Raw genomic sequence first — 20,770 nt, forward strand, 5'->3', positions numbered from 1 at the left:
CGCTATCAGGTCCCGCAATACTGCGGGACGCTGAGAGCTCCCTCCAGTTGGTGGGCGGGCGGCGTGGAGTTGCGAAGGGACTTGGGAGTATCCCCTTGCTTACTTCCTCTCCCGTCAGAAGGCAGACAAACGATTCGCGCCCCTCATCCGTTAACAGCGAAGAGAAGGGGTGTTTTGCTCTTTTTACCATATCCTGTACATTCGGCAAGCTCAGTAACCACGTGTGCGCCCGCAAAAGCTATCCATGAAACGTATCTCTTTCCGCTTTTTACTGTTTTGTTGCTTTTGTCTGTTGGCCGGGGCTATACTTCACGCGCAAACCATCGAGCTGAGTGCTTCCTATCCGGAGGTAACTACGGCCAGCGGCAACCTTGAGCTAGCCTGGTTTGGGGGGCTGAACACCCCGCAGCCACAGACCGTGGACCTGGACAATGACGGTACGGACGACCTCTTTATTTTTGATAAAGCCGGAGAGATCCATCTGGGGCTCCGTGGCCTTGGCGGCGATAAGTACGACGAAGCCCCGGAGCTGGTGGCCCACTTTCCCGAAGAGATTCGCGGGTGGATGATGCTCCGGGATTACAACCTGGACGACGTACCCGATATCTTTACCTACTCCACCATTGTAGACGGTATTTCTGTTTACCGGGGCCGTCGCCGGCCGGACGGATTGCTGGAATTTGACTTAGTTGACTTCGGCAACCCCCTTCCCCAACTTTATTTCCCCTTTGAAGGCAGACCAACCCCCATCTTCGTCTCCAGCATCGACTACCCGGCCATAGACGATATCGATTTGGACGGCGATCTGGACATCCTGACCTTCAGCGTCGGCGGAGGCTACATCGAGTATTACAGAAACATGGGGGTAGAGCGTGGATTTGGCGCAGATACCCTGCTCTACGAACTGGCCGATCAATGCTGGGGCGGCTTCTTCGAAAGCGGTCTCAGCCCGGCGCTCGATCTGGGGGGCGGACCGGGAGACTGCTTTAACAACCTGCTCGGCCCCGGTGGCGGCGGCCGGCCACGTCACTCCGGATCAACGGTGTTAACGCTCGATTATAATGGAAATGGCCTGAGCGACATTATGCTTGGTGATGTCTCCTTCGACGGGCTCGTGCTCGGCTTCAACACCGGTAGCCGGGAACAAGCCTGGATTTCGACGCAAGACTCCGCCTGGCAGGAGGACGGCGTGCAAGTGGATATACCCTCTTTTCCCGCCGGTTTTCACCTCGACGTAGACCAGGACGGCGCCCGTGACCTCCTGGCCGCTCCGTCTGTAACCCTTAATGGAGCCGATGTAGAAGTGATGTGGTATTACCGCAATGTGGGTAGTGATGCTGCCCCGGAATTTGCCTTTCAGCGACGCACCTTCCTCGTCGACGAAATGATCGATCTGGGTACCTCCGCCAACGTTACCACTTTTGATTACGATGCTGATGGCCGCCCTGACCTGGTGGTGGGCAACAACGATGAATTTACGGGCAGCAACTTTCTGGACAGCCGGCTTCGGCTGTTTCGTAACGTGACGCCAGCAGGCGGAGACATCGCCTTCGAACTGGTCACTGACGATTACCTGGGGCTGCGCGCCTTCGCGATGACGGCCTGGGCCTACGCGCCCGCCTTCGGGGATCTGGACGGCGATGGGGATGAGGACGTCATCATCGGGGAGCGTAGCGGTAAAATCGTTTTCGGCGAGAATACAGCCGGGGCGGGCCGGGAGGCGACTTTTGCTCCGCTACAGTTTGAATGGTTGGGCATTGACGCCGGGCAGTTCAGTAAACCAGCGTTGGCGGATCTGGACCGGGACGGGCTGCTGGACCTCCTGCTGGGTGGTTTTGACGGACGAATCCGCTTTTACCGAAACATCGGTACGGCGACTGCGCCGGCCTTCGATCCGTCCACTTCTGCGGCAGGCAATGTGCTGCAGCTTGGCGGCATCAATACCAACGCGCCGGGCGTAAGCACGGGGCACCCCACGCCGGCAGTGGTGCAAAACGATGACTTTACCCTGATCCTGAGCGGTAACCGCAGCGGAACCATTGAGCTGTATCGCTTTGGCGCAGACTCCGCTTACACGGAGCCGTTTACGCTGCTGACGAAAACTGTGGACAGCCTTGACTTAGGGGCGTTCACCAACCCGACACTTGCTGACTTTGACGGCAACGGAGTGCTGGAGATGGTGGTGGGCAATGAGCGGGGCGGGCTCTCCTTCTACGGCACGGACCTGCGCAATGACCTCTCTACCGGGCTTTTCTCCGCCGTCCGGCCAGCCTTTGATTTTAGCGTGTTCCCCAACCCGGTGGCGGATGAACTGACCATTTCGGGGCTGCCGGCCAGCGTTCGGGAAGTGGCTTTGCTGGATGTGCAGGGAAGGGTCTTGCGCTCTACCGACCTACCGTCTACCGCTCTACCGTCTACTCAAGGGGCGCGGCCGCAGGTGCAATGGCGGTTAGAGGAGCTAAGTGCAGGCGTCTACTTCGTGCGGGCCAGCGGGCCGGAGGGAATAGCTACGCGGCGGGTGGTACATTTGTAGCGCCGACCTGGGTTCCTGCACGCTCCGCGTGCAGGAATTACCGCACACTTAGTGTGCGGCTACCCGAAATCAGGATGCCAGTAATTCCCCGGAAATTCTTCGAACGAGCCTGCCAATTTAGCCTTTACTGGATTATTAAGGATGTACCAAAATACGGATCCAAACATTCCCTTTCGTACTCTTCGGTCAAAGGCCTTCTTAGCCCACACTCTACGACCTTTTTGTCCTTGGAGGGCATTTATTTTGGTTGCCGTAAATCGTTTGTGTTTTTCTAGTAAGATATTAAAATCAACAGAGCCATTAGGATCAGGGTGGCAGGCAAGTACGTGGACGTGATTGCTCATAACCGAAATTGCGTATACTGTAACCCAATCCATTTCTTCCATTTTCAGCCAGGAGTCGATCACGATTTGCTTGCAAGCATTATCACTAAGAAAAAACGGGCCGGATTTCACATCGTCCAGCAGTTTGTCATATCTCTTCTGAAATTTTCTCTGAAGTTCGTATCGCTCGTTTTGGTGTTGAGAAGACAAAAGTAGTGCCGAAGGAAATCGCTGCTTTAATTGAGCTGCTGCTAAGCGGTAATCTGCTGATAATTTGCTTAGGCTTGATTGAGGAAGACTATCGTAAAGACGGTAAATTATATGAACAGGATCATTTGATAATGGATCATTTTGAAATTTGTTGGAGGTGAGTAGTGTTGGAACTGCCATAGGGTTTTTGCTCTTAAATATAGTTTTTCAATAAAGATAAAACAAATATTTTTTTATGTAGGTGACCGCACGCTCCGCGTGCAGCAATTAACATACACGGAGTGTGCGGCTACCCGTTATCTTTGCCCTGCACGCGGAGCGTGCAGGTACCCAACAACCATGCAAAAGATAACCGAACAAGCCGGCCCCTACCGCCACCTGGAGCAGCAATCTACTTTGGAGCTGCTGACCAAGATCAACCGAGAAGACCAGAAGGTTGCCCTGGCCGTAGAAAAGTGCATCCCCGCGCTGACGGCGCTGGTGGACGACATTGTGCCGCGCATGCAGCGCGGTGGCCGCATCTTTTACTCCGGCGCGGGAACAAGTGGCCGCCTTGGCGTACTGGACGCCAGTGAATGTCCACCCACCTTCGGCGTGCCACCCGAGTGGGTCGTGGGCCTGATTGCCGGCGGAGACCACGCCCTGCGTCACCCCGTTGAATCGGCAGAAGACGCTGAAGGGCAGGGTTGGCTTGACCTTGAAGCCCACAACATCGGCCCCGATGATACGTTGATCGGCATCGCTGCCTCTGGCACCACGCCCTACGTTGTGGGCGGGCTGAAGGCTTGCCGGGAACGCGGCATCCTCACGGGCTGCGTGACCTGTAACCCAGGTGCCCCCGTCACTGAGCACGCGGACCATCCCATCGTTGCCGTCGTCGGCCCCGAGGTGGTCACCGGTAGCACCCGTATGAAGTCCGGCACGGCCCAGAAGCTCATCCTTAACATGATCACCACCACGACAATGATCCGCCTTGGCCGCGTGAAAGACAACCGTATGGTCGACATGCAACTCTCCAACGCTAAGCTGGTGGACCGGGGCACCAAGATGATCGTCGATGCACTGGACATTCCCTACGAGGAGGCGAAGAGACGGCTGTTGCTGAAGGGTAGCGTGCGGGCGGTGATTGAACAGTAGCCCGAGACTTCAGCCGCTGACATTAATTACTTGAAATCAACACTGAATGAAATTTCTATGGCCAGTCAGCTTACTATTTGTCATGCTAAGCTGCCAATCATCCCAATCAGAAAAGCAGGTTGTGACCGAAGGAACACCCGTTGAAAAAAAGGTTGGCAAGCTACTGCACATCGAAGACCTTACCCTCCAGCACCTGCTCGATTCTTTCAAATTAGACGGGACGATCCTGATCTTTGATGAAGAGGAGAACGCTTTATATTTCAACGATCTGGAAGGGGCCTACACCGGTCAACTCCCCGCCTCTACCTTCAAAATACCGAACACCATCATCGCCCTGGAAACTGGTGTAGCTTCCGGACCGGAACACCTTTTTCCGTGGGACGGCACGGACCGCTGGTTGGATGCCTGGGAGCAGGACCTGACCCTAAAGCAAGCCTATTCCGTTTCCTGCGTGCCTTGTTACCAGGAAGTAGCGCGGGCGGTCGGCCCGGAAAAGATGCGTTCAGAACTAGTGCGACTGGGCTACCCGGAAATGGTCTTCGACTCTGCTACGGTGGACAACTTCTGGCTGCAGGGCGAATCCCGTATCACGCCCTACCAGCAGATTCAGTTTTTGCGGCGCCTTTATCATGAGGAGCTTCCGATCAGGAAGACGACACAGACGGCCATCCGGGAAATTATGCTCAGGGAGCAGACGGAAGCTTACTCCCTGAGCGGAAAAACGGGCTGGTCAATAGACGGAGAGAAGAACAACGGCTGGTTCGTTGGCTTTCTAGAGCGAGGAGGAAAGGTCTATTACTTCGCCACGAACGTGGAGCCGGGGGCTGGATTTGAAATGGATGGATTTGCTGCGGTGCGGGTGGCGGTTACCCGGCTGGCCCTTACCCGGCTGGGTTATCTGTAATTTTTTGGGATGTCATCTAAACCGGGTCCGGGAACGTTAACGATGATATGCACAATGTCCTCCACACCGGCCAGGTCCTCTACGTCAGGAACTACGAAGCCTGTCTTGATTTCTACGGCAATAAACTTCAGTTGCCCGTCTATTTCGCCAATGAGATGCTGACTTGCTATGAATGCTACGGAACTTACCTGATGGTCGAGCGGGAAGATCGGCCGGAGTACCTGCATTTGCCCGCTGATCAACCCCGAACCTTCGCCTGCCTGCGGCTAAACGTGGCGGACGTTAAAGCCGCCGCTGAAGCCACGGCCGCCCGTGGCATCGACGTTGATTACCAGGAGCACGACTGGGGCACGGTGGCCAAATTCAAAGACCCGGACGGGAATTTGATCGCTTTTAAGGATGAGGCGGGTTTTTTGCGGCAAATCGCCGAACATTGTCATAAGCCTGAAAGACCTAAGCAATGACCGACATAACCCACCGCCAGGACATCGACCAACTCGTAGCGGCCTTTTACACCAAAGCAACGACCGATCCCACCATCGGCCACATCTTCACCGAGGTAGCGAAGCTCAATCTGGAAGCTCACTTGCCCGTCATTGGTGATTTCTGGGAAAGTGTCCTGCTGGGGAATATGGTCTATCGTGGGAACCCAATGCGGAAGCACCTGGAGCTGGCCCAGGAGACAGCCCTTCAACGGGAACACTTTGACGTCTGGCTGGGGTTGTGGGAAGAGACGGTAAGGGAGCTCTTTGCCGGAGAGAAAGCGGAATTGGCGATTTTCCGGGCGAGAAATATCGGTCAGTTGATGTTACATAAGATCAAGGTGATGGAAGAGTACCGGCGGTAGGGCTGTCTTTCCTCTTGCCCGAGTTGCCCGCTATGAGCGTCCGGATGCTCAAGGTGTAAGCCTCTGCTCTTTTACCTCTCCCTTGCACCTGCGGACCCCGCTAAGCCTGCCGAAGTGTTCTCGACAAGTCCGTATATTAGATTTATGAAACCTAAAATTGACTGGCCCAATCACCTCATCAGCTTCGTGCTGGTAGTGCTAAGTATTCTAATGGCTTTTCAGCTGGAAAAATGCTCGGATGACCGTCGGGAAGACAAGCTGGTGGAGGCCCACGTTAAAGAGATTGTAGAAGAAACCCGTTATAACAAGAGCAACCTGGTCAACCTGATCGATAAGCTAAAGGATGACCAATTTCAGCTGGATACACTATTACAATTGATTCATAGCGAAGAGGAAGATCTTCAAAGAATAAATAACCTGGTGTTTCGGATGATGAACGTTGGAGGCTTGTATTTGAAGAAGAATGCCTTCGTTTCCTTTACGGAGTCAGGAGATATTCGCTTCGTTGATGACTTTGAAGAAAAGACTAACCTGGTCCAGTTGTATGAATTCTATAAGTTAGCAGAGGTGCAAAATCAATTACTGGTAGAGAGCTTCAATGAACGCTATTTTAAACACGTTTCTGAAAAGCTTGATCTCTACCGCGCCCGGCCGCAGCCGATAGAAAATTATCGGGACAGGGTCTTTATAAATTCCATTTCTTCCTATCGTTATTTTCTGACTTCTTGTCTTAGGACCTACGAGCGATGCCTGGGGTATATGGATAAGTATATTCAGGAAAATGCCGAGAATGTTTAGGGAAACTCTTCTGCGTCCTCTCCTCCCTCTGTGTCCATCTGCGTGAAAAACATCCAGTCGCGCAGCGACCAATACCTCCACTTCAAAATGCGGCAGCCTACCAGACTTCCAGTACTGCTCTTGATTCGCGTTACCAGACTAATCATTCAACCTCCCCCGTTCCTCACTGGCCGAACTCCGCCGCCCCTCATTCTTCTTCAGGAAGCGGTTGCCGAATTTATAGGTGAGCTTTACGGACACCACTGGTGCTTCCCAGATGGAACGAATGTCGAGGTTCTGTTCCTGATAGCGGATGGTGCCGGTAAAGAATTTCTGAACAATGCCGTCGCCGCTGAGGATGAAGTTAAGCCGATCATCAAAGAAATCCTTTTCCACGCCGGCAGAAATCCCGTACAGGGGCTCGGAGCGGATGATTCCTTCAATGCCTTTGCCCTGGTACCAGCCGGAAACTTCCCCCTTCCAGTCGCCGGGTAGCTGAGCATTCACCTGAAAGAAACCGGTGAAACTCCATTGGTCCTGATCCAACTGGCCACCGAGGTAGTCAGAGGTATAGTCGTTGTAGAAAAGCATACCGCCGATGTAGCCGGAGATGGGCTTGGCGATGAAGTCAAGTGGAAGGAAAAGGCTGCCACCGTATCGGATGTAGCGGTCGAGGTTGACGGTGTTCTGGAAGGCGACGCCCGTCTCGGAGTCCTGTTCCGTAACATCAGCAATTACGTCGCTGGTATAGTCATAACTCAGGTTGAAGAAGGGTTGCTTCTCATAGGTCAGGCTGAACTGCCCGCTGTGAATAAGCTCCGGCCGCAGGAAGGGGTTGCCCTTCTCGAAGGTCAGCGGATCGAGGTAACTCACGAATGGGTTAAGGTCATAGTAACTCGGCCGTTCGATCCGGTAGCTGTAGGCAACGGATACACCAATGGGCCCGAAGGCGGGGGCATTGAAACTCACCGAGGGGAATAGCTGGCTGAAGTTGCGGTTGTTGAAGCTGTCCAGCGTTACGTTATAGCCTTCCATTTGGGTGTCTTCGAAGCGGAGGCCAAAGTTGGCACTCAGGTCGCCTTTTTCCCAGCCGATACTGGTGTAAGCGGCCTTGATGTTTTCGTCGTAGAGGAACTGATTACTCAGGTTCTCATCGATCACCATTTCGCCGGCTTGGCTGAAGCGGGCCAGCAGCTCATTGTCCAGTTCCGCCATACTGGCCTTGGCACCGGCTTTGAAGATAAGCGTTTGGCTCAGCGGCTTTTTGTAATCTACCTGGGCGGAGACAATGTCTGCGCTGGAAGGCTCCAGATTGACCCGGTCCGGGAAGTCAGCACCAACGGTTTTAAGTTCTACCCGGCCGTCGCGCGTGAAGCGGTTGTAGCTTGCGTCGAAGTTGATTTCCTGGCCGCTGGTGTCAAGTTTGATGCGGTAGAAGGCATCAAGGTTGAGACTGGTCCAGGGACGGGTACGCTCGGCGGAGGTAATGAAGGATTCCAGTAGTTCGTCGGTTTCCGGGCTGCGGATTTCGGTCATGTTGCTCGCCGAGCGCGGGCTCTGCCCCCAGTTGTAGCGGGCATTGAGGCCAACGCGCTGTCGGTCGGTCAGGTCGTAATCTGCACCACCACGCAGGCTGTAAGAATCGGGGATGCCGAAGTCGCGGTTGGACTGCACGAAAGTCCGGTCATCGAACCGGCGGATGAGGTCGAGACCATCGGTCCAGCTGCGGCGGTTCCAGGATGCGCCGCCCGTGAGGTTAAGTTTGCCCTGACGGTGGCTGAGCTGACCGCCCGCGCGGTACTTCGCCCGCTCGCCGTAGCCGCCGCCGACGTATACGGATCCGTTGGTGCCCAGCAAGCTGTTCTTTTTCAGTACGAGATTAATTACGCCGCCAGATCCTTCCGCATCGTACTGTGCGCCGGGCTGGCTGATGACTTCGATGGACTTGATGTTGTCCGCCGGCATATCGCGCAGCAAGCTCTGAATGTCCATGTATTTCGTTGGCCGGCCGTCGATGAGGATCGTCAGGCCGGATTTTCCGGCCATCTGGATGCGGTTGCCTGCAATTACGATGCCCGGCACCTTCCGTAACATATCAATCACGGTGCCGCCCTGTCCGGTGATGCTCTGGTCAACGTTAACCACTAGCATGCCCGCCTTTTGCTCCAAAAAGGGCTTGCGGGCCACGACCTCGATGGTTTCCAGGTTGGTGCCCGAGCCGCTGATCTGATAATCGGGCAGGGATAATTCCTGACCGGGGCTCAGGGTAAAGACAGGATGGTTTTTCTCTCCGTAACCGATGCCGGTGGTGCGGATGAAGTAATCCGCCGCCGGAACGTTGATAAAGGAAAAACGTCCGCTTTCATCCGCTAATTCCAGTTTTAACACGGCGCTGTCACTAGCCGTGAGGAGCAGGATGTTGGTAAACTCAGCGGGGGTCTGCTCATCCAGGATTCTGCCGGAAACGGAGGCGTTTTCGGGCGGCTTTGTCTCCTGGGCGCTGACGCAGGTGCAAAGTAAAAGAATCAAGGAGCAAAGAAGGGTGGGTAAATTTAGTTTCATTTGATGGGTGGATGGAGGTTCTTAAAAAGGGGGAATCAGGAGGGATGCTGTGTTCGGCAGCTAAAGTCAATATTGGTGGTCATTTGGGGTAACTACATTCTACCGATGCACCTTATTTGTGGATGAAAGGACGAACGCGCTGCAGTGAGGTTGCACCGTTGGATGCGGGATGGCTGAGACTAAAAAATTGTAGCTACTCTGTGGCCAGGCCTGTTTTTGCTTCTTAACTTTCCTCGCACCTGCGTGCGCGCCAGCTCTTTTGTTGCCCCTGCGGTCAATCGTTAGCTATTTTTTTCAGCCGCGCTTGTGCCTTCTGCCCGATTGGCCCCTGAGGGTCTAACTGTAGTGCCATCTTAGACAGCTCCGTAGCTTTCGCCTTATCGCCTGCTACTAACAGTGCCGCCGCCAGGTTGTCATAACTCACGGCAGATTCCGGGAAAAGCTGGGTGCAAAACTGGAAGATGAACAGGGCGGGCTGCAGTTGATTTTGCCCGAGCAGCATTTGCCCGGCATTATTCATTTTTCCTTCAAAGTCAAAGAAGCGGTAGTTGGGGTCGGCCACTAATCTCTGGGTTTCGCTTTGCAGCAGTTCCATCTTCCCGGCCTGGAATAACTCCGTCATATAATCCATCGGATTAAGGATGAAGTTCTCCGCATTAAATTGTAATGCTTTCTCCAACACGGGGTCCTGATTGTCGCGGTACTCGGCAAAGCTCATGTCCACCGCTACGTGCGGGGCCATCCATTCAGCGTTCTCCCACTGTGGCTTGTCTTGCCACCAGGCCCAGGATAAGCGGGCCTCCAACTGACTGTTGGGCAGCGTCAGCGGACGGTTGTCTCCGTAAAAATTAATGTTCTCTCCGGAGGGTTCACCGACAAAAATGGCGTTGGTGTAATTATCCAGCTCGTTGATGAGGTTCTGTGCGGCAGAGAAAGTTCTCCGCCCAATGATGACGAAAAATTTGCCGATCTGGTTGATCTTCTCCGTACGGATGATGCCCGTCACGACAGCCTTATTGTTATAGTTATTGCCGCCACCATTTAGTCGAACGTCCAGCACCAAGCGGTCCACTTCGTTCTCTTCAATAAAGTCAAACACGCGCTGGTAGAAAACGTCAATGGCTTCAGACGGGTCGGGCACTACCTGACTGTAGCGCACATAAACCGTCTTCTCTTCGGGTAAGTATTTGAAGTAATAGTGCTTGTCCAGTTCCTGAAGGTAGAGAGGGGCTGTTCCTTGTTGCCGGGAAGAGCGCCATTCTCCCTCTTCCTGAATGAAATCGTAGTGCCGGGGAACGGACAAACCCCGTTCGGCCCTGAAGCTTTTATCGAAGACTTTACCGTCCTTCTCCAGCGTGAAAACGATGTCTTTCTTTAATTCTTCCGTCAGCCCCTGAGCGTGCAATACCTCGGGGTAATTAAGGTATCGCATGCCAAAGCCCTTAGCGTATTGCTTGTTTTCTGCTGGGATGACAGGCTCAATGGCGCTTAAAACATCTCCGATGGGGACACCTTCTACCTTGAGCACTTTAGCACCGAGAGCTTCCAAATCGTCTTTACGTACGCCTTCCACGTAAACGCCGTCGTTGAAGTGGTAAAAATTGACTGGGAGCTGATGAAAGTTCGTGCTTTCTCCTCCCAGCCGCAGGGAGGTATGCCCGTATTCAAAAGAGGAAACGAGCCGGGCCAGGCCGACAATAATTTCATGCTCCTGCAGCCGGGGAATGGCTGCGTAGAGTTTTTCTACTTCGTCGTCAAAGGCCTCCGCCGTCGTTTTTTTGAAGAGAAAGGGATAGTCCTGATGTACCGTTTCTTGCAGGAAGCGCAGGTCCTCTTGCCAGCTACTCGTTGGTAAGTTGGGTTGTGCGTAAAAGGAAGCGGACAGTATCATCCATAAAACAAAGCAGTAAAACCTGGAGGTATAAAACGAAGGCATAATGGAATGTGCTGATTAGCGATTAATGATGTATTGCTATTGCTAAAGGCCTTCGTTTTTTGCTTAGGTTGCACTGGCGGGCTTTTGTTGGGACAGATGCTGCTGAATGTTCGACCGGTGGTATGCTGGGTTCGATGAAGGCTTTGGTGTTGAGCTAGGCGCAAGACTTTTCAGCGGAGAGAAATTACCGCTTTAAATCGGTAACACAATGAAAGCTTTGGTAATCTCAATCTTGTCTTGGCGGAAGATTTTCATTCGCGAAGCTAAAGGTAGGGCGGACGGATGTTTTGGGCGCGGACGCGGGTGCAAGGGGAAAGGACTAAAGAGCAAAGCGTGGCCAGATAGTGTCCGGCTAAAGCCGGTCCTGCGCTACAAAGCTCTCCGAGCTGGTGTGCGTTACAGCTCGTAAGAGCTTTGTAATACAGCACCGGCTTTAGCCGGAAATGAAATAGGTGGCGCGATTTAAATTTAAGTACATTAATATTCCTTACAAACGGGTGAATTTATTGGTGATCCATTGGCTGGAAAAAATCAGTACGACGCCCATTCACTACACAAGTTGGTGCCGAATGATGAATTCGAAGTCAGATTGTATTTACCGGTTACCGATCATTTTAGCGGGAAGCGTAAAAAGGTGCTTTAAAAGGGAATACCGATGAGCCGGAGGGAGGCATTAGAGAGGGAGCATTAATTTATTCCTTGTCGTACCATCTCTTCTCGAAAACCCTTTGTGCCTTCTGTACCCTTCGTATTGAAAGGCGAACAGCGCACGTCCAACGATGCGCAATCAGGGGGGGGGACGGCGCTGGGCGCCGTATTGACCGGGAAATAGCCCTTTTATCCCCGGGTTCGCACCCGGGGATAAGTACGTTAGACCCCATCCGGGGTCTAATGCCGCAGGAAGAATATTTAGCAATTAGAATTCGCCTCTTCTCGGATAGCGTTCGTGTAATAAGCGTGCGTACAGAGTGAAAAACTTGCAAAAGTCGCAGGAAGTATTTAGCTTTGTTTAAAATTTAAACTAAGTATGCCCGCTACTTCTCATCTCAGCAGCGTTTACCGCCCCGACTTTGGCCTCTGTACGGACCTTTACCAGCTCACCATGGCCGCTGGTTACTATCAGCAGGGAATGCATGAGCGTAAGGCGATCTTTCACTTGTTTTATCGCAGACCGCCCTTTGGGGGAGATTTTGCTCTGGCAGCGGGGCTGCCGCTGGCCATTGATTTGATCAAAGGTTTGCGCTTCAGCGCGGATGATGTGCAGTATCTCGGTCGGCTTAAGGGAAATAATGGCACCCCACTATTTAAAGAGCCCTTTCTCAACTACCTGCAACGGCTGAAATTTACGGGCACGGTACACGCTGTTCCGGAAGGAGAGATTGTCTTGCCCCACGAGCCGCTGCTCCGCATCGAAGGCACGCTGATCGAATGTCAGCTGCTGGAAACAGCTTTGCTGACCGTGATGAACTTCAGCACCCTGATTGCCACCAAAGCCGCCCGCGTAAAGGCGGCGGCTGGAGAGGATACCGTCATTGAGTTCGGCCTGCGCCGCGCGCAGGGCATTGACGGTGGGCTCACGGCCAGCCGGGCGGCCTACATTGGCGGCTGCGCCGCCACGTCTAACGTCTGGGCCGGCCGCTATTACGGCATCCCCGTGAAGGGAACCCACGCGCACAGCTGGGTGATGAGCTTCCCGGATGAAGAGGCGGCCTTCAGCGCCTACGCCGAAGCGATGCCCGATAATGGTATCTTCCTGGTGGACACTTACGACACGCTGGAGGGTGTGGCTAAAGCCATTGAAACGGGTAAAGAACTACGGCGGAAAGGCCACGAAATGCTAGGCATTCGCCTGGATTCCGGAGACCTGGCCAAACTCTCCATCGCCGCCCGTGAGCTATTGGATAAGGCTGGCTTCCCGAACGTAAAAATCATTGCTTCTAACGACATAGATGAGCACACGATCCTTTCCCTGAAAGAGCAAAATGCCCGGATCGATACCTGGGGTATCGGCACCAAACTCGTTACGGCCAATGACCAACCTGCGCTGGGCGGCGTCTATAAATTAGCGGCTATCCAAAACGAAAAAGGGGAGTGGGAACCCAAAATAAAGCGCTCCGACACACTGGCGAAAGTAAGTAACCCGGGGAAGCTAAACGTACGCAGTTTCCATTTCATGGAGCGGGGAACTTCCACTCCGCACGGACGGGTCCTTTACAATGAATTTGACGGCACGGATATGAAAAGCTACACGCTGGAGAATGGCGAGAAGGTCGCTCTGCACCAGCACGACGCGATGCGGGAGACTGATTTACTCGTTCCGGTTTTTGTGGAGGGCGTGCTAAACTATGCTCCTCCAACCCTACAAAGCACCCGCGCCAGCGCCCTGAAAAACTGGCGATGGTGGTCCGACGGGAAGGAGGGGAATCAATCTACGGCTTATCTGGAAAGCCGCCTCTACGACCTCAAGCAGTCTATGCTTGCTGAATAGCACCTTCGCCAGCACTTTCCTATCTTTGCTTAATATTAAAGTCAACGTATGTATAGCTACGAATATCCCCGCCCTTCGGTTACAGTAGATATTGTCGTCTACGGCTACGACGGTGGTAAGCAGCTTAAGCTGCTGCTGATCCGTCGGGGAAGCGATCCGTTTAAGGGCCACTGGGCTTTACCCGGAGGCTTCGTTGACATGGAGGAGGATCTGGAAGCCGCTGCTCTCCGCGAGCTGGAAGAAGAAACTGGCGTGAAGGACCTCTTCGTCGAGCAACTTTTTACTTTCGGAAAGCCCGGTCGGGATCCCCGGGGTCGCGTCATTAGCGTGGCCTATTTCTCTTTGGTCAATCTGCAGGATCACCCCGCCGTTGCCGCCTCTGACGCCGATAAAGCTGAATGGTTTTCCATCGATGAACTACCCGAGCTGGCATTCGATCATGCTGACATTATCAATATCGCCAATAGCCGCCTGGCGGCAAAAGTTCGATACCAACCCATCGGCTTCGAGCTACTGCCGGAGGAGTTTACCCTCGGCCAGCTACAGCAGCTCTACGAGACGGTGCTCAACGTTAAGGATGGCTTCAACAAGCGAAACTTTCGCACCCGCATTCTGCGCACCGGTATTCTTGAAGAAGTGGGGCGCCAGCAAAACGTCGCCCACCGTCCGGCCGTGCTCTATAAATTCAACCAGAAAACCTACGAAGACCTGGCTAAACAAAGAGACAGCGGGGTGCTGCGAAGGGCACTGGACTTTGAAATTTAGAACGGGTGCCCGTTGCGGGTTGCCGGGAGTGAAACCTGAATCTTGCAACCCTGCAACCTGTACCCTGCAACCTGTACCCTGCACCCTGCAACCCTACAACCTGCACCCTACAACTTGTAACTTGTAACTATGGTATCAATCATCATGGGGTCCGACAGCGACCTCCCCATCATGCGCCAGGCGGCGGAAGTTTTGACTGGCTTCGGCATCGAGATCGAAGTAACCGTCGTGTCCGCTCATCGCACTCCTGACCGTTTGTATGATTACGCAAAAAAAGCGGCGGATCGTGGCGTGCAGGTAGTCATTGCCGGCGCGGGTGGTGCTGCTCACCTGCCGGGAATGGTCGCCAGCCTCACGCCTTTGCCCGTCATTGGGGTGCCCATCAAGAGTCGTAACAGCATCGATGGTTGGGATTCTGTGCTCTCCATTCTGCAAATGCCGGGCGGAATACCTGTGGCTACCGTCGCTCTCGACGGGGCGAAGAACGCCGGCCTGCTCGCCGCCCGGATTTTGGGTGCGACGAATGAGGACATCCGCCAGAAAATGGCCGATTATCAGGAAGATCTCCGCGCTCAGGTGCAGGTCAAATACGAACGACTGGAGAAAAACGGCTGGCAATGAAAAAGAAAGCCCGGATGCGCATGAAAGCCCTGGCGACTGACCGCCTCAATTTTGCGGCGAAAGTGCAGGAGGAGTACGCTGCCGGAACACTCGTTCCCGAACGTGGCGTGGCGGGCATTGGTATTGCCATTCACGAAAAAGGAGACGGACCGGTGACGCGGAAAAACCGCCCGGTATCCGTCCACTACGTCGGGATGTTGGCCTCCGATGGATCTGTTTTTGATGAGTCCTGGAGCGACGGGCGGCCCTTCAAGTTTTTTCTGGGCCGGAAGGAAGTTATCTCCGGCTGGGATATCGGTGTCGCCTTGCTCGGCGTCGGTGACCGGGCTACGCTTTTTTTACCACCGGAATTGGGCTATGGCGCAGAAGGTTCTCCGCCGGATATTCCGCCACAGAGTGAATTGATCTTTTATGTGGAAGTGATGGAAGTGAATTAGTATTGATAGTAGTGGTAGTATGGTAGTAGCTGCCGCGCGTGGGAGTAAAAACTACTATCATACTACCAATACTATTTTACTACCATACTACCCCCTGCCACCCGGCACCAACAGAAACTCCATCCGCCGGTTCAGTTCCTTCCCTACGGAGGTGTTCTCATCCGCCCGGGGGCGCGTAGCGCCCCGGCTGATGACCTTGATCCGCTCCGGGGCGATTCCTTTCGAGACCAGGTAGCTCCGGCAGCTAAGCGCCTGTAACTGGCCCAGTCGCTGGTTATTCTCCTCGGTGCCATCGTTAGCGGTATGACCTTCAATGATGAGGTGGTAGGCGGGGTTATCCGTTAGAATATTCAGGAGGTCGTCTAATGCAGGGTAACTGTTATCGGTCATTTGGTGAGACCTGCCGACGAAGGAGACTTTATTAGTGATTCGCTCCAGACTGGCCTTTACGGCGGGTGATAGCTCCGGGCAACCAGCGTTTTTTCCGGGCTCATCCGGACATTTGTCTTCCAAATCATGAAAGCCGTCTTTGTCCCGGTCCGGGCAGCCCGTAATGAGGCTGCCGGCATCGTTGGGGCAAGGGTCGATGTCGTCAGGTACCCCATCGTTATCTGTATCCGGGCAGCCCTGAAATAACTTCTTTCCCGGTTGGGCGGGGCATTTGTCATCAGGGTCCGCAACACCGTCCTTATCGTAGTCAGGGCAACCGAGCATTTCCCGGGTTCCTGCCTGGTTAGGGCAACGGTCTTTTTGGTCTGCGGTTCCATCATTGTCCCTGTCGGGGCAGCCCTTTGTCTTTGGTCCGCCAGGGATTTCCGGACAGAAATCATCTTCGTCGATGACGCCGTCCAGGTCTGCATCCGGGCAGCCTTTGGTGGATCTTGGCCCCGGCTCGGCGGGGCAATTGTCTCGCCGGTCAGAAATTCCGTCTCCATCGGTATCTGAATTGTCGAGACCTCCGAACTGATAGACGTATCCGATGCCGGCCGTATTCATTTTTCGCTGGTCAGTCCCGGCCCAACGGCGCTCCAGTTGTATTTTCAGAGAGAAATTAGTGCCCAGACGAAGGTCTACTCCCGCTCCGAAAGGAAACTGACCATAGCTGCTTCCTTTATCGTTGAATACGAAGCCAAGGCCACCAATGAGGTAGGGCGAGAACTTCCGTTGGCTTCCAATGGGGTAATAGTCGCCCAAAATGTCAAACGCGATGATGTTAGCATTCTCCAACTCTCCCTGGTCAATAACCGCCATTTTTAAAGGAAGGGTAGTGCCGAACTTATCGTTAAACTGACGGTGAAACCCAAGTTCAATACCATAGGTAGTTGTCACCGAAGCCGATTTGTCAATCGCCGTCTGGTGCTGAATCAGCAGCATTCGGGTAGACAAAGAGTTATGGGCAGTAGAGTCCATAAACTGCCCGGATACGCCCAGCGAGGTAAACAATACTACAATGGCAGGAAGTATAAATCTCATGTCGATCATGGCGTGCCCGCAGGAGCACAGGCTGATTGTTAGGGTAGAACGTTTTGTCCGCTTACTACGATTCCTTCGGAGGCATTGGGCAAGGCCGCCCCGGACACGATAAGTACGGCAGGCTGCATCAGCAGTTGTTTTACCCCGACCGTTCAGGGTAAGTCAAAGATACGCAGAGCTATCCGCCTCTTACTACCGGGGTGAGAGGACAAATTCCACCCGGCGATTAAGGCGGCGGCCTTCGGCGGTGCTGTTATCTGCCGTAGGGAGAGACTCTCCGTAGCCAGCACTTCTGATCCGGGCCTCCCGAATGCCGGTAGCGATGAGGAAGTCGCGGCAGGAAGATGCTCGTCGTTGGCTCAGGTTGAGGTTCGTTACCTCAGAGCCAACATTGTCCGTGTGACCACTAATTGTCAGGTTGTAATCAGGGTATTGCCGCATGATGCCGGCAATTTCGGAAAGAATGACGTAGCTGGATTCTTTGAGCTTAGCCGAGCCGGTTTGAAATTGCACGGCGCGGGCGGCGTATTCGAGCCGCTCTTTCACTTCTTGTTTTATCTCCGGGCAGCCAGCGTTAGCGACATCGCCTGGCTGTGTGGGGCAGCGGTCTATTCTGTCAGCTACGCCGTCACCGTCAGTGTCCGGGCAACCCTTCAGGGTGCCGGCGAGCTCCGGGCAGGCATCGTCTTTGTCGGGGGTGCCGTCATTGTCCCGATCCGGGCAGCCGCCAGCCTTTGCTTCTCCTTCAGCGTCCGGGCATTGGTCTTCGGAATCGCTGATTCCGTCACCGTCCCGATCCGGGCAGCCGCCAGCCTTTGCTTCTCCTTCAGCGTCCGGGCATTGGTCTTCGGAATCGCTGATTCCGTCACCGTCCCGGTCCGGGCAGCCAGTAGTGGTGGGATTACCCGCGACTTTAGGGCAGAGGTCTTCGTGGTCGGGCACTCCGTCACCATCCGTATCGGGGCAGCCCATTTTGTCTGCCGGGCCAGCCACATCGGGGCATTGGTCTTTGTCATCCGTTACACCATCGCCATCCTGATCGGGGCATCCTTTGGTGGCAGCGGAGCCGGCCACTTCCGGGCAGGCGTCTTCTCCGTCAGCAACCCCGTCTTCATCGGCGTCCGGGCAGCCGTTCATTGCAATGGAACCAACTTCCGTCGGGCATTTATCGTCAGAGTCGATGATACCGTCCATGTCCGTATCGGGGCAACCACCGGTAGCTGCGGGGCCGGGAAGGTCCGGACAGCGATCATCCCGGTTGACAATACCATCTTTATCCGTATCAACGCTGCTAAAGCGATAAATATAACCGACGCCGGCCATGATGTTATCTCGGTTGTCCTGGTTTGAAATCCGATATTCACCCTGAAGGTTAAACCAGGAGTTGTCGCCGAGTTTGAAGTTGAAGCCCAGGCCGAGTGGAAGTTGAAGGTTGGAGTCGTCAAAGCCTTCCCCTACAATACCGTAACCGGCGTGCAGGTAGGGAGAGACTTTAGCGTTAACGCCCGCGGGGTAAAACTGTCCCAGCAGTTCAATGCCGACGATGGAGATGTTTTCCAGCTCTCCAACGTCAATGAGTCCAATCTTAAGCGGAACGGCTAAACCAAAGTACTTGCCCAGCTGACGCCGGTAACCCAGTTCGAGGGCAAAGGTGTAGGATAAATCCGTCAGATCTTCATTCGGAATTTCGTGATCGACGGCCAGCACACGGGCCGAGAGGGCATTAAATGCGTTTAGATTGTTGGACTGCCCACTTAAGCAGACGGTAGCCAACAGCAAAAAGAAGCTGCTGAAAAGAATACGTGTCATTGGGAATTATGATTACCTGGGGAAAATTAACGCGATAAAGATAGGTTGCGAAAGGGGAACGGTGGGTAAATATATGAGAAAGGTTCAATTGTTTTATGAAACGGTAGATTTTAAATGCTGCTAAAAGCACTTAAGTGCGAAAGATTGGCCAGGGACACCAGAGGCCGGGTGGGGGATGTGCGGGACTTGGGCGAGGCCGCAGGTGCAAAGCGGGGGGATGAAAAGCAAAGTGTATCCGGAAAACTATTCTGGTCTCTTTCTGGAAGAAGAAAAACGCTTGTGCGCTTTTTTCACGGTGTTTCCCTCTGCTGCCCTCAAGGAGAGGAAAGTAACGGGAGAAGTGCTGTAAAAATGACATTTCAGGCTCCGTTGGGTCAGGGATACCCGCCCGTAAGACGACTTAAATCGGGCTATTCCAAATCAAACCCCTACCTTGCGGCACTTTCATCAACCTCCTATTCATGAAAAAGCGCTGGTCTTTTTTTCGGGAAGCCGTCAAGAGTTTCCGATCAACGGGCGCCATTGCAAGTTCTTCTCCTGCCTTAATAAAAAAGCTGGTAGAGCCATTACCCGCAGACCGGCCGGTAACCATAGTTGAGTTAGGGCCTGGCGACGGCTGTGTTACCCGCGCCATCCTGAATAAGGTGCATCCGAAGAGTCAGGTTACCGCCTTTGAGATCAATGAGTCCTTTATCGCCCTACTCGCAGGCATTGAAGACCCCAGATTACGGGTGTTACCCGTTGGAGCTGAGACGCTCACCGACTATTTTGAAGCGGGAACCGTTGACTTCGTGGTCTCCAGCCTGCCGCTTTCGATGATTCCTAAGGAGGTGAAAGCCGAAATCTTGGAGCAATCCCGGATTGCCCTGGGCCCGAAGGGAGAGTTCTATCAGTACCAGTATGCCCTACAGGATTACGGACTAATGAAAGACTATTTCCATAAAGTATCCGTGAGCTTTACGGCGGCCAATCTTCCGCCAGCCTTTATTTATAGCTGCTTTATGGGGTAGACGCTGCTGGCTCCGGGCGGCCTATTGCTTCTTCCCCTTTCCACTGCACCCGTACCTCGGCTTCGCTCGGCATAAACGCCAACTCCGTTGTCCGCGCCGAAAGAAAAACACACGGTAAAGTCACAATTAGCCAGGAAGGAGAACCATTATCCCATTCCGAACGTAAGGCTATAGTAATCAACGCTTTTAATTATGCTACGCATCCTGTTGGTAGAGGACGAGGAGAACATCCGTGAGACGGTCAAGCTTAATCTGGAAATGGACGACTTCGAGGTCGTCACGGCCGCCGATGGCCGCCAGGCACTCAAACATGCCCAGGAACAGCATTTTGACCTGATGATCGTTGACGTAATGCTTCCCGAAGTGGATGGTTTTCAGGTAGTAGAGCAGGTTCGCCTGACGGACCGGGAAACGCCCATTATTTTTCTGACCGCAAAGGACCAGGCCGCCGACCGGATTCAGGGGCTCAAGAAAGGGGCTGATGACTATCTGACCAAGCCTTTTGTCTTCGAGGAACTCTTACTACGCGTTCGCAGACTAATCGAACGGACCAGTAAAAACCCCGACGTCAAACCCGACCTTTTCACCTTCGGGAATAATAAGGTCAATTTTGCCACCTACGAAGCTGAGGGTAATCAGGGAACGTTTACCCTGACCAAAAAAGAAGCCATGTTGCTGAAGCTACTGACGGACCGTCGGGGCGAGGTGGTGAGCCGGCAACAGATTTTGCAGTCCGTCTGGGGATATGATGTTTATCCCAGTACCCGGACGATTGACAATTTTATTCTCTCCTTCCGAAAGTACTTTGAGCAAGATCCTAAGCATCCGGCGCACTTTCTCAGTGTCCGTGGCGTTGGGTATAAGTTTGTTGATTGAACCGACTTGCTATAGTCCTGGAGGTTGTCACCATCATTAAATCCAGTACCTTGCACTTTTAA

The 20,770-nt window shown here is 53.7% G+C and carries 17 protein-coding genes; 12 read left to right on the top strand and 5 right to left on the bottom strand.

The genetic code is table 11. From position 1 onward, the window contains the following. The first annotated feature begins 244 nt into the window (after nt 1-244). Complete coding sequence (locus BM123_RS07320) at nt 245-2,533, top strand: T9SS type A sorting domain-containing protein (RefSeq protein ID WP_090166821.1); 2,289 nt, start codon at nt 245-247, stop codon at nt 2,531-2,533. A gap of 59 nt (nt 2,534-2,592) precedes the next feature. On the opposite strand, the gene BM123_RS07325 is transcribed toward BM123_RS07320, so the two are convergent. Further along, the gene (locus BM123_RS07325) at nt 2,593-3,246 is read right to left on the bottom strand and encodes a hypothetical protein (protein WP_139211799.1); all 654 of its coding nucleotides are present in this window, start codon (nt 3,244-3,246) and stop codon (nt 2,593-2,595) included. A gap of 159 nt (nt 3,247-3,405) precedes the next feature. Here BM123_RS07325 and murQ point away from each other — a divergent pair, with 159 nt between their 5' ends. The 5 genes from murQ (at nt 3,406) to BM123_RS07350 (ending at nt 6,752) form a co-directional block, all read left to right on the top strand. After that, nucleotides 3,406-4,203: an N-acetylmuramic acid 6-phosphate etherase gene (murQ, locus tag BM123_RS07330; RefSeq protein WP_090166824.1), complete on the top strand. Its 798-nt coding sequence runs from the start codon at nt 3,406-3,408 to the stop codon at nt 4,201-4,203. A gap of 46 nt (nt 4,204-4,249) precedes the next feature. Beyond that, nucleotides 4,250-5,107, top strand: a complete 858-nt coding sequence (locus BM123_RS07335; RefSeq protein ID WP_090166826.1) for a penicillin-binding transpeptidase domain-containing protein — start codon at nt 4,250-4,252, stop codon at nt 5,105-5,107. A 47-nt stretch (nt 5,108-5,154) separates the two neighbouring features. Then, nucleotides 5,155-5,571 (top strand): VOC family protein, encoded by a 417-nt coding sequence (locus BM123_RS07340; RefSeq protein WP_090166828.1) that lies wholly within the window; start codon nt 5,155-5,157, stop codon nt 5,569-5,571. Further along, entirely contained in the window at nt 5,568-5,954 is a 387-nt protein-coding gene (locus BM123_RS07345) for a group III truncated hemoglobin (protein ID WP_090166829.1), read from the top strand. The genes BM123_RS07340 and BM123_RS07345 overlap by 4 nt, the downstream gene beginning before the upstream one ends. A gap of 144 nt (nt 5,955-6,098) precedes the next feature. Next, nucleotides 6,099-6,752 (top strand): hypothetical protein, encoded by a 654-nt coding sequence (locus BM123_RS07350; protein WP_090166831.1) that lies wholly within the window; start codon nt 6,099-6,101, stop codon nt 6,750-6,752. A gap of 138 nt (nt 6,753-6,890) precedes the next feature. Here BM123_RS07350 and BM123_RS07355 read toward each other — a convergent pair whose 3' ends face one another. Together BM123_RS07355 and BM123_RS07360 are read right to left on the bottom strand one after the other, a co-directional pair. After that, a complete protein-coding gene (locus tag BM123_RS07355) occupies nt 6,891-9,293 on the bottom strand; it encodes an outer membrane beta-barrel protein (protein WP_090166832.1) in 2,403 nt (800 codons plus the stop codon). 274 nt (nt 9,294-9,567) lie between these two features. Next, entirely contained in the window at nt 9,568-11,184 is a 1,617-nt protein-coding gene (locus BM123_RS07360; RefSeq protein ID WP_175489277.1) for a tetratricopeptide repeat protein, read from the bottom strand. A gap of 1,072 nt (nt 11,185-12,256) precedes the next feature. Between BM123_RS07360 and BM123_RS07365 the strand changes: the two genes are divergently transcribed. The 4 genes from BM123_RS07365 to BM123_RS07380 all read left to right on the top strand — a co-directional run bounded on the left by BM123_RS07365 (nt 12,257) and on the right by BM123_RS07380 (nt 15,540). Next, entirely contained in the window at nt 12,257-13,717 is a 1,461-nt protein-coding gene (locus BM123_RS07365; protein WP_090166836.1) for a nicotinate phosphoribosyltransferase, read from the top strand. 48 nt (nt 13,718-13,765) lie between these two features. Beyond that, a complete protein-coding gene (locus BM123_RS07370; RefSeq protein ID WP_090166838.1) occupies nt 13,766-14,482 on the top strand; it encodes an NUDIX hydrolase in 717 nt (238 codons plus the stop codon). A 129-nt stretch (nt 14,483-14,611) separates the two neighbouring features. Next, the gene (gene purE / locus BM123_RS07375) at nt 14,612-15,103 is read left to right on the top strand and encodes a 5-(carboxyamino)imidazole ribonucleotide mutase (protein WP_090166840.1); all 492 of its coding nucleotides are present in this window, start codon (nt 14,612-14,614) and stop codon (nt 15,101-15,103) included. After that, nucleotides 15,100-15,540 (top strand): FKBP-type peptidyl-prolyl cis-trans isomerase, encoded by a 441-nt coding sequence (locus BM123_RS07380; RefSeq protein WP_090166842.1) that lies wholly within the window; start codon nt 15,100-15,102, stop codon nt 15,538-15,540. The genes purE and BM123_RS07380 overlap by 4 nt, the downstream gene beginning before the upstream one ends. An 87-nt stretch (nt 15,541-15,627) precedes the next feature. On the opposite strand, the gene BM123_RS07385 is transcribed toward BM123_RS07380, so the two are convergent. Then, nucleotides 15,628-17,013: an OmpA family protein gene (locus tag BM123_RS07385; protein ID WP_175489278.1), complete on the bottom strand. Its 1,386-nt coding sequence runs from the start codon at nt 17,011-17,013 to the stop codon at nt 15,628-15,630. Between the two features lie 192 nt (nt 17,014-17,205). Then, nucleotides 17,206-18,822, bottom strand: a complete 1,617-nt coding sequence (locus BM123_RS07390) for an OmpA family protein (protein ID WP_090166845.1) — start codon at nt 18,820-18,822, stop codon at nt 17,206-17,208. Nucleotides 18,823-19,283: 461 nt separating this feature from the next. Between BM123_RS07390 and BM123_RS07395 the strand changes: the two genes are divergently transcribed. Together BM123_RS07395 and BM123_RS07400 are read left to right on the top strand one after the other, a co-directional pair. Continuing rightward, a complete protein-coding gene (locus tag BM123_RS07395; protein WP_090166847.1) occupies nt 19,284-19,832 on the top strand; it encodes a class I SAM-dependent methyltransferase in 549 nt (182 codons plus the stop codon). A 192-nt stretch (nt 19,833-20,024) separates the two neighbouring features. After that, nucleotides 20,025-20,708 (top strand): response regulator transcription factor, encoded by a 684-nt coding sequence (locus BM123_RS07400; protein ID WP_090166849.1) that lies wholly within the window; start codon nt 20,025-20,027, stop codon nt 20,706-20,708. Nucleotides 20,709-20,770 lie beyond the last annotated feature (62 nt).

It is taken from the genome of Neolewinella agarilytica, assembly GCF_900110645.1.
In the GTDB taxonomy this organism is placed as follows: Bacteria; Bacteroidota; Bacteroidia; order Chitinophagales; family Saprospiraceae; genus Neolewinella; species Neolewinella agarilytica.